At 54.8% G+C, this 12682-nt stretch carries 9 protein-coding genes, 3 tRNA genes and 1 riboswitch; of the genes, 9 read left to right on the forward strand and 3 right to left on the reverse strand.

All coding sequences use genetic code 11. The features are described 5' to 3' along the window. Positions 1 to 2: 2 nt before the first annotated feature. From cobN to cobU, 3 genes are read right to left on the reverse strand one after another with little or no spacing between them, the layout of a single operon-like run. Complete coding sequence (gene cobN, locus PsAD46_RS19570; RefSeq protein WP_063307663.1) at positions 3 to 3758, reverse strand: cobaltochelatase subunit CobN; 3756 nt, start codon at positions 3756 to 3758, stop codon at positions 3 to 5. Continuing rightward, the gene (cobW, locus tag PsAD46_RS19575) at positions 3758 to 4888 is read right to left on the reverse strand and encodes a cobalamin biosynthesis protein CobW (RefSeq protein WP_063307664.1); all 1131 of its coding nucleotides are present in this window, start codon (positions 4886 to 4888) and stop codon (positions 3758 to 3760) included. The genes cobN and cobW overlap by 1 nt, the downstream gene beginning before the upstream one ends. Then, positions 4885 to 5445 carry a bifunctional adenosylcobinamide kinase/adenosylcobinamide-phosphate guanylyltransferase gene (gene cobU, locus PsAD46_RS19580; protein ID WP_082830483.1) on the reverse strand — a complete coding sequence of 187 codons (561 nt, stop codon included), beginning with the start codon at positions 5443 to 5445 and terminating at the stop codon, positions 4885 to 4887. The genes cobW and cobU overlap by 4 nt, the downstream gene beginning before the upstream one ends. Positions 5446 to 5580: 135 nt before the next feature. Next, positions 5581 to 5790: riboswitch (cobalamin riboswitch) on the reverse strand. Positions 5791 to 6050: 260 nt separating this feature from the next. Here cobU and PsAD46_RS19585 point away from each other — a divergent pair. The 9 genes from PsAD46_RS19585 to PsAD46_RS19625 all read left to right on the forward strand — a co-directional run. After that, positions 6051 to 6125: transfer RNA gene (locus PsAD46_RS19585), tRNA-Asn, on the forward strand. A gap of 39 nt (positions 6126 to 6164) precedes the next feature. Beyond that, a tRNA-Asn gene (locus PsAD46_RS19590) sits at positions 6165 to 6239 on the forward strand. Positions 6240 to 6278: 39 nt separating this feature from the next. Then, positions 6279 to 6353, forward strand: a tRNA-Asn gene (locus PsAD46_RS19595). A 712-nt stretch (positions 6354 to 7065) separates the two neighbouring features. Continuing rightward, on the forward strand, positions 7066 to 7755 hold the full coding sequence (locus tag PsAD46_RS19600) for a hypothetical protein (protein WP_063307665.1): 690 nt from the start codon (positions 7066 to 7068) through the stop codon (positions 7753 to 7755). Between the two features lie 245 nt (positions 7756 to 8000). Then, positions 8001 to 9038, forward strand: a complete 1038-nt coding sequence (locus tag PsAD46_RS19605; protein WP_063297508.1) for a cysteine synthase A — start codon at positions 8001 to 8003, stop codon at positions 9036 to 9038. Positions 9039 to 9134: 96 nt separating this feature from the next. Beyond that, the gene (cls, locus tag PsAD46_RS19610; protein WP_063307666.1) at positions 9135 to 10565 is read left to right on the forward strand and encodes a cardiolipin synthase; all 1431 of its coding nucleotides are present in this window, start codon (positions 9135 to 9137) and stop codon (positions 10563 to 10565) included. An 89-nt stretch (positions 10566 to 10654) separates the two neighbouring features. Then, positions 10655 to 11299, forward strand: coding sequence for a LysE family translocator (locus PsAD46_RS19615; RefSeq protein ID WP_063292377.1), 645 nt, complete (start codon positions 10655 to 10657; stop codon positions 11297 to 11299). Positions 11300 to 11366: 67 nt separating this feature from the next. Continuing rightward, on the forward strand, positions 11367 to 12092 hold the full coding sequence (locus PsAD46_RS19620; RefSeq protein ID WP_063307667.1) for an alanyl-tRNA editing protein: 726 nt from the start codon (positions 11367 to 11369) through the stop codon (positions 12090 to 12092). A 3-nt stretch (positions 12093 to 12095) separates the two neighbouring features. Next, a partial coding sequence (locus tag PsAD46_RS19625) for a sulfurtransferase (RefSeq protein WP_063307668.1) occupies positions 12096 to 12682 on the forward strand: 587 nt, incomplete at its 3' end.

Here is a 12682-nt window from a genome sequence, read left to right on the forward strand (position 1 = left end):
TCTTATTCCCCTCCATCCATGAGCGCGCGTCGCAGCTCTATTAAGTCCTCAAAGGCGCTGTTTCGTTTCGGCACCCACATATCTCGTTGAATGATCTCTAAAAATCGCTCTGTCATTTCCAAAAGCGCTGCAGAGTTCTTCTCTGCAATAAAGTCCCGCACCTCATCATCATAAAGATATGCATCATAGAGCTGATCAAAATGATGGTTAGAGACTGCATTGGTCGTCGCCCCAAAAGCAAAGAGATAGTCGACCGTGGCCGCCATCTCAAAAGCACCTTTATACCCGTGGCGCATCACACCTGCGATCCATTTTGGATTGGCAGCTCTTCCCCTGACAACCCGCCCAATTTCCTCAGAAAGCGTGCGAATGACAGGGCGTTCAGGGCGCGAATGATCGTTGTGGTAGACGTGCGGAGCATCGCCTTTGAGCGTTTCAACAGTTGCGGCCAGACCGCCCTCAAACTGATAATAGTCATCAGAATCAAGGAGATCGTGTTCCCTGTTGTCCTGATTGTGAACCACTGCATCAGCATGGGTGAGCCGGGTTACCAGATCGTCCCTGGCTTGCTCGCCTTCTTGCGAACGGCCATAGGCATAGCCGCCCCATTCAAGGAAGCTCTCCGCAAAATCCGCGCGTTTATCCCACAGCTTCTCGTCAATCAGCGCCTGCAGGCCAGCGCCGTAAGCCCCTGGTTTACTGCCGAAAATCCGGGTGGAAGACCGCTTTCGCGCCTGTCCTTCCTCAACGCCCTTGGCCAATAATTCCCCAAACTCAGTTTGGTACCGCGCCGCCAGAGGATTGGCATCATCAGGTTCATCAAGATCGCAAATCGCAGCAACGGCAGCGTCAAACAAATGTATGAGTTGTGGGAACGCATCTCGAAAAAAGCCGGAAATTCTGAGGGTTACGTCAACACGAGGGCGCTGAAGCTCGGAAAGTGGAACAATCTCGAATCCTGTCACGCGTCCAGAGGTGTTTTCCCAGACAGGACGAGCCCCAATCAAGGCCAGCGCCTGTGCGATATCATCCCCGCCGGTGCGCATATTTGCGGTTCCCCAGCAGCTCATGGCGATGCTTTGCAGCCACTCGCCGTGCTCCTGAAAATGCCGCATAATCAACGCGCTAGCGCTTCTCTCACCAAGCTTCCAGGCGACCTTTGTAGGAACTGAGCGAACGTCAACAGAATAAAAGTTACGCCCGGTTGGCAGCACATCAGGGCGACCACGCGACGGCGCACCCGATGGTCCGGGGGGGACAAACCGTCCGGCCAAGGAGGATAACACCCCGTCCACCTCAGCAGCGCCAGAGGCATCAACTGAGCGCGCAATCTCTTGTTCCAATGCCTCCAACACAGCGCAAGTCGCTGTAAACGCAGCCGGAACCACCCGCTCACCAGAAACATATGCCAGCGCCAGCGCCTCCAACCGCTCAACCGTATCCCCGCAGCTGCGCCACGGCGCATCAACAAGCTCCTGCAAAAGCACAGGCCGTTCACCAGCCCACGCCTGCTCAAAGGCACAATCCAGTGGATCAAACTCCACCAGATTCAAATCCTCAGCAAGTGCGCGTAACAAACTGTTCTCGTGAGGTTTTTCACCACGCGGCACGCGCAGCAAAGCCACCAGCAATTCGGCCCGTTGCTCTCCTGTTGGTGACTGCCCCAGAATGTGCAGCCCATCGCGGATTTGTAACTCTTTCAGGTCACACAAGTAGGCATCGAGCCGTGCCAAACGCGTGTCCTCATCCATCTGCGATGTGAGGCCGATGTCTTTGTCCATACCTTCACGCGCAGCAACGCCAAGTATCTCTTTTCCAAGCGCTTTCAGGCGGCGATGGTCCACCCCTGCGGCGATGTAATACTCATCCAGCAACGCCTCCAGCTCCAGCGCAGAGCCGTGGCTCTCAGCACGGGCCAGCGGAGGGGTAAGATGATCAATGATCACCGAGGATAACCGCCGTTTCGCCTGCGATCCCTCTCCGGGGTCGTTGACGATGAAAGGATAGATATTCGGTACAGGCCCAATTACGGCTTCAGGATAGCAAGCCTCTGATAAGGCTAATGCTTTTCCGGGAAGCCATTCCAGATTTCCATGTTTGCCAAGGTGAATAAGTGCGTCTGCCTCAAAGCTGTCGCGCAGCCACATGTACCAGGCAAGGTAATGATGCGGCGGAACAAGCGCCGGATCGTGATAAGTCTCTTTAGGATCAATATTATAGCCGCGAGCAGGCTGAATGCCGACGGTCACATTGCCGTAAGTCTTAAGCGCCAGCTGGAAAGAGCCGTCCACAATATGCGGATCGTCCTCCGGCGCCCCCCAGCGTTCCTCAATCCCCTCTCGCACTGCCAAAGGCAGCTGAGAAAACAACTGCTTATAACGAGCAAGCGCAAACACTTCCCCGCCTTTGCGTTGGTTTGCGTTCCTAAGGGAGTTGGTAGGACCAGCCAGCAGGTCGTCTATCAACGCCTCAGAAGATTTCGGCGCATTCTCAGCAACCCCATAACCTTCTGTTTTCATGGCGCAAAGAAGGTGCGCGCAAGAGGCAGGCGTGTCCAGCCCAACCCCGTTTGCTATACGCCCATCCTTGTTGGGATAGTTTGCGAGGATTATGCCGACTTTGCGTTGATTTGCGTTTTTGTGTTTCAGCTGCGCCCAATTGGCCGCCAACGCTGCCACAAACTCAATCCGGTCCGGTTTTGGTACAAAGCGAACAAGCGAACATTGGGTCCTGACATCACGCCCACCTTCCTCCTTAAACGAGATCGCCCGCGTCAAAAGACGACCATCAATTTCAGGAAGCACCACATGCATGGCAAGGTCACGCGGGGATAAGCCCTGATCACTCTCGGCCCAGCCTTCTTCCGAGGAAGACGACAGAACGATCTGCAGAACACATGCACCTGGATTGTCCAGCACCGTGCCGGAATGAACAGCACCCGCACTCGACAACGCAAAGGCTGTGGCATTCAAAACCACATCTGGCGGGCACTGCTCAAACACGCTGGAAACAACACCAGCGCATTCCGCTTGTTTCAGGCTCGCCACATAAAGCACCAGCGGGTTTATCCCCTGTGCCTCAAGCGCATGGCATAATGCCTGCACTGGCTCAATTGCACCGCTCTGGTACAGCGCCCGATAAAACACAATGGCCGCAACCGGACGGCTTGGGTCTTTCCAGCTCGCCCGCACATCATCTAAGGAGGGAAGCGAATGCCCTTGCAGCACCAGCCCGGCCCGCGGCAACGCCATTGGCTCCGATGGTGCCTCGACAGGCAACTCAACATTCTGCGCGGCATATAGCAAAGCGTTAGAAAGGTTCTCCGCCCCGCCCTCAATCAGATAGCGCCACAACATCTGCGCAACAGACAAAGGCACGGTGGAGCGCTTCGCCAGCTCTTCATCCCACTTGTCGTCACCGGGCAGAAGAACCAGCTTCACCCCGTCAGCGCGGGCAGCTGCTTCCAGCCGCTCAACGCCGTAACGCCAGTATTCAACACCGCCCAAAAGGCGCACCACAACAAGCTTGGAGTCCTGAATGGTCTGCTCAACATAAAGATCAACAGAGTACGGATGCGACAGCGCCAGAAAACTGGCAAGACGAAGAGAGTAGCCCTCATGCTGGGCATGCGCCGCCGCAAGCCCGGCAAGCTCTGTGTCTGCTGCGCTTAAAAACACAACATCCGCAGGCGCCTGCTCAAGGTCGACGGCCTCTTCTCCATCATCCAATCGGCGTGATTGCCCGACAAGTACGTGCATCAGGCCTGAACCAACTCAAATTCACTCAGCGCAGCCTGCACACTGTGCTTGTCCAGCCCCGCAAGGCCGATCACAACAAGTTTGGAGTGGCTTTCACTGCCAGCCGCAAACCAGGCCTCCACACGCGGCCCAACCGCCTGCACTAGCACCGGCGCGGTTTTGCCCTCAACCACCACACTGCCCTTAATGCGCAACACACCAGAAACCTTCATGGCCGCTCCCACCTGAGCCTTCACCTCATCAATTGAGACGAACCGGCGGGTTGGCAGTACAAAACTCTCAAAATCATCATGAGAATGATCGTGATGATGGTGGTCGTGGTCGTGGTCGTGGTCGTGGTCCTGGTCCTGGTCCTGGTCCTGGTCCTGGTCCTGAGCATGCTGCGCTTCATGGTGAGAAAGGCGCAAGTCCATATCATCTTCTGCACCAGCATCCCGCCCAAGCAAAACATCCAGCGCCAGCTCGCCATGAGAGGCAGAAACAATCTCAACCCCATCGCGAACACGGCCACGGATCGTCTGCTTCACCGCCGCCAGCTCTGCCTCGCTCAAAAGGTCCGCTTTGGAAAGCACAACAAGGTCAGCACAGGTCAGCTGATCCGCAAACAGCTCTTCCACCGGGCTTTCATGGTCCAGCGCATCATCCGCCGCCCGCTGCGCATCAACAGCCTCTTCATCGCAGGCTACTTTGCCAGCGGCAACAGCCGGTGCGTCTACCACGGTCACCACACTGTCAACGGTCACACGTGGCTTGACAGAAGGCCAGTTGAACGCACGCACCAACGGCTGTGGCAGAGCAAGGCCAGAGGTTTCAATCACAACCACATCCGGCACCTGCTCGCGCTCCAGAAGCATCTCCATGGTCGGCAGAAAATCATCAGCTACCGTGCAGCAAATGCAGCCGTTGGCCAGCTCCACCACTTCATCAGCAGAACAGTCCGGGTCAGCACAGCCATTCACCAGTGAGCCATCAAAACCCATCTCGCCGAATTCATTGACGATCAGCGCAATGCGCTTGTTCTGTGCCTTCATCAGCAGGTTGCGTACCAGCGTGGTTTTTCCGGCACCCAGAAAACCAGTGATAATGACAGCAGGGATTTTTTTAGAAGGTGCAGCAAAAGAAACAGTCATAGGGAAATCTCCGGTAAAACAGCAGGCTTCAGCTGCAAAGGCTGCCCAGCAGCCACAAACATCACAAAATGGCAGAGGTCGGCGATACGCTGGTTCAGGCGGCCAGCTTCATCTCGAAAGGCGCGGGCCATGGCGTTTTCAGGCACAATGCCCATGCCCACTTCATTGCCAACAAACACGACAGGGCACGGCAAAGAGCTAAGAACCGCCTCAAGCCGTTCAAGCTCCACGGTCCAGTCCCGCGACCCGTGCATAAGGTTGGAAAGCCAAAGTGTCAGGCAATCAACGAGGATCGCACGATCGTTGCTGGCATGCGTTTCCAGCACGCGCACAAGCTCCAGCGGCTCCTCAACAGTGTCCCAAAGGTCGCCCCGCTGCATCTTATGATGCGCGATACGCTCCTCCATTTCACCGTCAAAGGCCTGGCCTGTCGCGATATAAGTCGGGCGTCGCCCGCTGCTTATAACCAGCTTTTCCGCATATGCGCTTTTCCCGGAACGAGCTCCACCCGTAACCAAGCAATGGCGAACACGAAGGTCGCCTCTCTGTTCAGCCATCTGGGTTAGCTGGTCAGTAAGCGCAAAGAAGCCGGGGCTTCAATCAAAGAATATGAAAGTACAGCAACTGTCTCGCACGGAGACAGGAAAATATGCGTCATGAGCACCTCTCGCCGTCCACCCGACAGCAGTCCTATGTCAAATCATATCTCCAGCCGGTCTCCTGGCTTGCGGCTCAACCGACCATAGCCCCTTCCCAGCCCTTAAAAGGCCAGTGGGATTTTCGCTAAGGTCTCACCGCTCACAGTTGCGGGGGCAGCTGCGGCTTGTCTCCATAATATATGGAACCGCATTCCCGTTTAATCTTGTCATTCCAAAGCCTGAGCCGGAACAAAAAGAAACTGGAGTTCTGGCCTTAAGTGTGGGGCGCAATCAGCTCTCCTGTCAATTGTCTTTGTGAGGATTCCAACATCACCGGAAAATCAAACCCGCAAAATCCGCGGTTTTTGGAGATTTCTGGCTAACCCCCTTGGATATCTCAATAAAAAAATAGAGAAACTGTCCACAAATCGAAAAATACGCAAAAAACGACTTGGCAAACACAACATGCCTCTGTAAAAGCCTCCTCACGCAAACGGCGAGGCAAACTCGCAAGGGTGTCATGATCCCCGGTAGCTCAGTGGTAGAGCAAGCGGCTGTTAACCGCTTGGTCGCTGGTTCGAATCCGGCCCGGGGAGCCATCCTTTTTCGTTTGCAGCCATACGGCAAGATCATCGTGATCCCCGGTAGCTCAGTGGTAGAGCAAGCGGCTGTTAACCGCTTGGTCGCTGGTTCGAATCCGGCCCGGGGAGCCACTTCTTTTATCGATCAAAGCCAATGGCAACATAGTATGATCCCCGGTAGCTCAGTGGTAGAGCAAGCGGCTGTTAACCGCTTGGTCGCTGGTTCGAATCCGGCCCGGGGAGCCATACTTTTCTCTTTATCCTCCCCTTCCTCTTAAACAGCTCTTCTCTTCACAAAACACGTGCGTGTGCGTCTATCCAGAAAACAAGAAAAATGATGGGTAGAAAACCATGTTCACGCGAAGCGAAGGCGCAGCACTATCAAGTGCCGCTGGCCGAAGACATAAAGTCCATTTGGGTAGAACTCTCTTCCGCACAAAAGCGGAGGCGTTCCATTTTGCGCTAAAACTCACCCTGATCCTGCATATGGCCACCCACTGACCCAGCTCTGGCTCCTTCAATTTTTAGGGAGTTCATAAGTCTGGAGAGCTGTGCATATCAGCAACGAGCTCAAATACCGCCCGACAGCCCTTGGCACCCACAAAAAATTGGCCGAAATGAAGCGCTGTTCTTTCAAAAGCTTAGCTCATGCGGAAAAATACTAGATTTTTTTGCCATATGTACAAACTGCGATCTACATCACAGTTCTATCCAAATCATATAGCAAATCAACACAATGAAAATTTTACATAATAGCATTTAAATAACCTGAAAGTATAAATACGCGAAACATAATTTATATACAATTATTATGGCATAGATACTCTAAGTAAATGCGTATACCTCTAATATATCTAGTGCATATTATCATAATCACTACTAAGTGATGACTAGTGAAGTGCACATAATAAGGCGCCCCCTCTGGGAAAGTTGCTGCGTAAAAGTCAGGGAGCCATAAATGAGTAGTCTGTTGCCATCCTGCGGTCTGCCGCAAACCTTCAAGTTGCATCTCACAAGATCAGGGTTTCTTGCCGCCTGCATCGCTGCGCCACTCGCTTTGGCTGCGCCTTCGCACGCAGAAACGCCACCTGCCTCCTCGCCTGCCACAACATCCGGCCCTCAGCTCATCGAAAAATCCGATAATGGCAACACCTACGCCATGCCAGAGGACTATCTGGCCGTCACAGTTGCTCCGCCCTCCAAAACACCCTACGCCGATCCATTAGAGAGTGATTTGTCCATCTGGGTTGGTGAGGTGGAAATTGAGGGCCGCAAGACCCTGTGGGTCGAGTTGATCGATACCCACGGCGAGGTCATCTACAATTCCGAGGTCCAGCAAAACGAGACGCATCTGTTGCCAGATGGCAGAGCCATCGCCGTCACCGTGATGCAACCTGCCACTCACAACAAAGCACTGCAGTCTGCCAGCCTGAAGAAAGACCAGTCCCGCGTGCCAACTGATGAGCGCTTTGTGATCACCCGCAAGGAAGCTTTTGCTCCGGCATTGGATACGCAGGTGAACCTGCTGGAAGTGCAGCCCGTCCCAAAGGAAGTCCATAACTCCTTCATGCTGCGCGCAGGTGAGAACGGTGAGATCCTCTGGAAAGCCACCAAGGATGCCATCACCTGGCTGGAAAGCAGGTCCTGACAGAGACGGAACAGCGCGCAAATCGATACTCTCTCAAATCGCATTTAGCGCACTCATTCGAAAGCCACGCACCCCGTGAGCAATTTTGTTCTCATGCGCAATCGCCAAGAGAATAATATCCTAGTCTGACGCACCCTTTGGCAGCCCATTTCTTGTTCTCGTGAGGTCAGCGCAGTAGCGTGGTCTCAAAAGGGGTAAACACCCGCATTCTGATTTTTGGTCATACGAATTATTTGAGAGAAACTATGGATACGCGCGCCTCTGCCATCGAAGCCATCGGCAACACTCCACTTATTCGCCTCAAAGGCCCCTCCGAGCGAACCGGCTGTGAAATTCTCGGCAAAGCCGAGTTCATGAACCCGGGCCAGTCCGTCAAGGACCGCGCCGCGCTCTTCATCATCAATGACGCAGTCAAACGCGGCACGCTCAAGCCGGGCGGCATCATCGTGGAAGGCACGGCTGGCAACACCGGCATCGGCCTCGCGCTGGTCGGCAACGCCCTGGGCTACCGCTCTGTCATCGTCATTCCCGAGACCCAGTCTCAGGAAAAGAAAGACATGCTGCGTATCGCAGGCGCCGAGCTGATCGAAGTTCCGGCTGTCCCCTATAAGAACCCGAACAACTACATCAAAGTCTCGCAGCGGGTCGCAGAAGAGCTGAACAGAACCCACCCGCAAGGCGCCATCTGGGCCAATCAGTTTGATAATACCGCCAACCGTCAGGGCCACATTGAAACCACCGCTCAGGAAATCTGGCAGCAGACCGACGGCAAAGTGGACGGCTTTATCTGTGCAGTCGGCACCGGTGGCACGCTTGCCGGCACCGGCATCGGCCTGAAGGAAAAGAACCCGAACATCAAGATCGGCCTTGCAGACCCACACGGCGCAGCGCTGTACAACTACTACGCCCACGGCGAACTGAAGTCCGAAGGCTCCTCTATCTCGGAAGGCATCGGTCAGGGCCGCATCACCGCCAATCTGGAAGATGCACCGATCGACATCCCTTACCGCATCTCTGACGAAGAAGGCCTGCTGATCAACTTCGAGCTTCTCGAACACGAAGGCCTCTGCCTTGGCGGCTCTTCCGGCATCAACGTCGCTGGCGCAATTCGTCTCGCAAAAGAACTCGGTCCCGGCCACACCATCGTGACCATCCTGTGTGACTATGGCACCCGCTATCAGGGCAAAATGTTCAACCCGACCTTCCTGCGCGAAAAAGGCCTGCCAGTGCCAGAATGGATGGAACGCAAGTCCGAAATCGCCATTCCATTTGAAGCTGCCTGACCTTAACGGAAAGAACTGCACAATACGCCAAGAGGTTTTGACCATTCCTCTTGGCACAGCTATAAGTAGGTCCTCGCATTACAGGAGTTGTAGCGCTTGGAATCCTCATTTAGCCTTCTCCCCCTGATCGCAATTTTCAGTGTTCTTTTCTATGCTTTGGCAGTTATTTGCGCCATTCGCGAGATCATGTATTCACGCACCTCGCAAGGCAGCATTGCCTGGCTGCTCTCCCTGTTTTTCATCCCCATGCCAACGGTCCCGCTCTACTTCGTCTTCGCATGGAAGCGGCTGGATGATTACATCGAGGTCCGCGATGACATCTCCCAGATTGAAGCAGACGTCCTCAATCGTCACACACCGTTTGTAGACAGCGCAGCCAACACCCAGTGGCCGGTGCACACCCGCGTAGCCTCGGTGCCTTTTCTTGCAAACAACCAGTGTGACCTGCTCATCGATGGTCCAGCCATGTTTGCCTCCATCATTGACGGCATCCGCACCGCCGAAAGGCATGTTCTCGTCCAGTTCTTCATCATCCGCGAAGACAGCGCAGGACTGGAACTGGCAGATGCCTTGATAGAACGCGCTAAAGCGGGCCTGCACGTTTGCCTGCTTTACGACGACATCGGCTCCCGCTCCCTTTCCACACAGTACCTCACGCGCTTGCAGGACGCTGGTGTCCGCGTCAGCGCCTTCAACAGACGCCACCGCCTTATGCGCATGCTCGGCCCCATGCGCCTCAACTATCGCAATCACCGCAAAGTCGTGGTCACAGACAGCAAACACTGCTGGATCGGCGGTCACAACATCGGTGAGGAGTATCTGGGGCTGTCCAAGGAGTTCGGCCACTGGCGAGACACCCACGTCAAAGTCACCGGCCCTGCAGCACTGGCAGCCACACTGTCCTTCAGCGAAGACTGGCAATTTGCAACGGGCAAGACATTACAGCTGGAGCTGCCCTCCACCTTCTCCCAAACGGGTGGGGAAAGCGTCATGGTCATGCCAACAGGCCCGGCGGACATTCAGGAAGACTGCGCCATCACGTTCGTGGAGAGCATTTCAAGAGCCAAGGACCGCATCTGGATCGTCAGCCCATACTTTGTACCGGGCATCGAGGTCCTCACAGCCCTCTACGCAGCAGCTTTGCGCGGTGTGGACGTCCGCATCCTCCTGCCGGAGAAAGCCGATCACTGGCTCGTCTGGCTCGCCAGCTACGCCCATGCAGATAACCTCGCCAGCCATGGCATCAAGGTCTATCGTTATCTGGAAGGCTTCCTGCACGAAAAAGTCATCCTCATCGATGAGGAACTGGCAGGCATCGGCACAGTCAACTTCGACAACCGCTCCTTCAACATCAACTTCGAGATCACCCTCTGGTTCACGGGCCAGAATATGATCAGGAAAACCGAAGAGATGCTGCAACAGGATTTCAAAGGCGCTCGTCAAACAGATCGCCTCGAACTCAACAACCGCCGCTACGCCTTCCGCGTCCTCGCCCAAGCCGCCCGTCTGTTCTCACCAATACTTTAGTTTTTGATGAGGACAGTTCAGTAGACTTGCGCGGGGGCAGTAAAATACGTTAGGGCCAATTGAGAATAATAACCCAGAGGGCCTTTCGCATGTATTTTGTGCCTGAACTAAGTGTGATGGCGGGCTTTACCCTTGCTGCCTTCATCCTGTCCATTACTCCTGGACCGGACATGACCTTCTTCATGAGCAAAACGCTCACACAAGGTCGCAAAGCGGGACTGGTTGCGATCATCGGCGCAACAAACGGCATCATGATCCATGCGTTTCTGGCAGCCGTTGGCATCTCCGCGCTGCTCGCTGCATCTGAGTTCGCCTTCCAGATCCTCAAAACAGTGGGCGCGCTCTATCTGGTCTACCTGGCCTTCCAGATCCTGCGCAACGGCTCAGCCCTCTCATTGGAAGAAGGCGAAGCATCCCGCGAAACACCAAGAGCCATCTGGGCTAAGGCTGTCACGATCAACCTGCTCAACCCGAAAGTTGTGCTGTTCTTCGTAACCTTCCTGCCACAGTTTGTGTCCGCATCTGATCCATACGCAACCTCCAAACTGCTGTTCCTTGGCTTCTTCTTCATTCTGCTGAACGTGCCAAGCAGTCTGGTAATGGTGTTTGGGGCCTCTGCTGTCTCCAAGTTCCTGCGCAGCTCACCGCGGGTGATGCGCATCCTCGACTATTCTTTCGCTGGCATCATGGCAGCGTTCGCTGTGAAGCTGCTCAGCGCACGCACCACCGCTTAAGATCACCAGTTAAAGGTGCGCCAATTCATTTCATGGCGCACCTGTTCAATCCATTTGAGATTATTCCATGACCGAACATTTGTACCGTGAAGATGCTTACTTGCGCAGCAGCGAAGCCGCTGTAAACGAAATCACTCCGGAAGGTGGCATCATTCTGGACCGGACCTGCTTCTACCCCAATGGCGGCGGCCAGCCGGGTGACTGCGGCTCGCTTGAGCTGGAGGATGGCACTCGCATTCCAATTGCAACAGCTGTTTATTCCAAAGACCGCAGCCAGATTGTGCATGTGCCAGTTGATGGCACCGAGCTTCCCGCAGGGCTGATCAGCGGCGCAAAGATTACTGCGCACATTGACTGGGAAACCCGCTACAAGCGCATGCGCGTTCACACAGCTTTGCATCTGCTCTCCGTCGTGCTGCCCTTCCCCGTCACTGGTGGCCAGATCAGCGATGGCACAGGCCGTCTGGACTTTGATATTCCGGAAGCTGCACTGGACAAAGACGAGCTGACAGGCAAGCTGCAAGACCTCATTGCAGGCGATGATGCCATCACTCAGGAATGGATCACCGACGAAGAGCTGGAAGCAAACCCGGGTCTTGTTAAAACCATGAGTGTAAAACCACCTATGGGCAGCGGACGGGTAAGGCTGATAAGAATTGGGGAAGAAGTTGATTTGCAGCCATGCGGCGGAACGCACGTGTCGCAAACCGCACAGATTGGCAAAGCTGTCATCACTAAGATAGAGAAAAAAGGCCGTCAGAACAGACGCGTCCGTATCCAGTTGGAGGACTAAAACATGGCACAGGACCCGATTGTTTCGACAAGCTGGCTCAAAGACCACCTTGATGCCCCTGATGTAGTTATCATTGACGCTTCCTGGTATCTGCCTGCCATGGAGCGCGACGCCAAAAAGGAATACGAACAAGAGCATATTCCCGGCGCACTGTTCATGGACATTGATGACGTGTCCGACCAGAATTCTCCACTCCCGCACATGATGCCGGAACCACATGTATTCTCATCCAAAATGCGCAAGATGGGAATTGGCGATGGCCAGACCATCGTTCTCTATGATGGCATGGGCATTTTCTCCGCAGCCCGCGTCTGGTGGATGTTCCGCGCCTTTGGTGTAAAGAGCGTCTTCGTGCTGGACGGTGGCTTGCCTGCGTGGAAGGAAGAAGGCTATCCGGTCTCCGACGAAGTGCCAGCCCGCATGGAACGCCACTTCACAGCCATGCTGAACAACGACATGGTGCGCAACCTCAACGAGGTGCAGGATGCCTTGGAAACCAGCAGCCACCTTGTGCTTGACGCACGCGCTCCAGAGCGCTTCAAAGGACTGGCACCGGAACCACGCGAAGGCGTGCGCGCTGGCCACATTTA

This window comes from Pseudovibrio sp. Ad46, from assembly GCF_001623065.1.
Lineage (GTDB): Bacteria > Pseudomonadota > Alphaproteobacteria > Rhizobiales > Stappiaceae > Pseudovibrio.

What these genes read in the sequence shown, in the direction of transcription:
- cobN (WP_063307663.1), bottom strand. Translation starts at nt 3,758, where the DNA reads ATGCACGTACTTGTCGGGCAATCACGCCGATTGGATGATGGAGAAGAG.
- cobW (WP_063307664.1), bottom strand. Translation starts at nt 4,888, where the DNA reads ATGACTGTTTCTTTTGCTGCACCTTCTAAAAAAATCCCTGCTGTCATT.
- cobU (WP_082830483.1), bottom strand. Translation starts at nt 5,445, where the DNA reads ATGGCTGAACAGAGAGGCGACCTTCGTGTTCGCCATTGCTTGGTTACG.
- PsAD46_RS19600 (WP_063307665.1), top strand. Translation starts at nt 7,066, where the DNA reads ATGAGTAGTCTGTTGCCATCCTGCGGTCTGCCGCAAACCTTCAAGTTG.
- PsAD46_RS19605 (WP_063297508.1), top strand. Translation starts at nt 8,001, where the DNA reads ATGGATACGCGCGCCTCTGCCATCGAAGCCATCGGCAACACTCCACTT.
- PsAD46_RS19615 (WP_063292377.1), top strand. Translation starts at nt 10,655, where the DNA reads ATGTATTTTGTGCCTGAACTAAGTGTGATGGCGGGCTTTACCCTTGCT.
- PsAD46_RS19620 (WP_063307667.1), top strand. Translation starts at nt 11,367, where the DNA reads ATGACCGAACATTTGTACCGTGAAGATGCTTACTTGCGCAGCAGCGAA.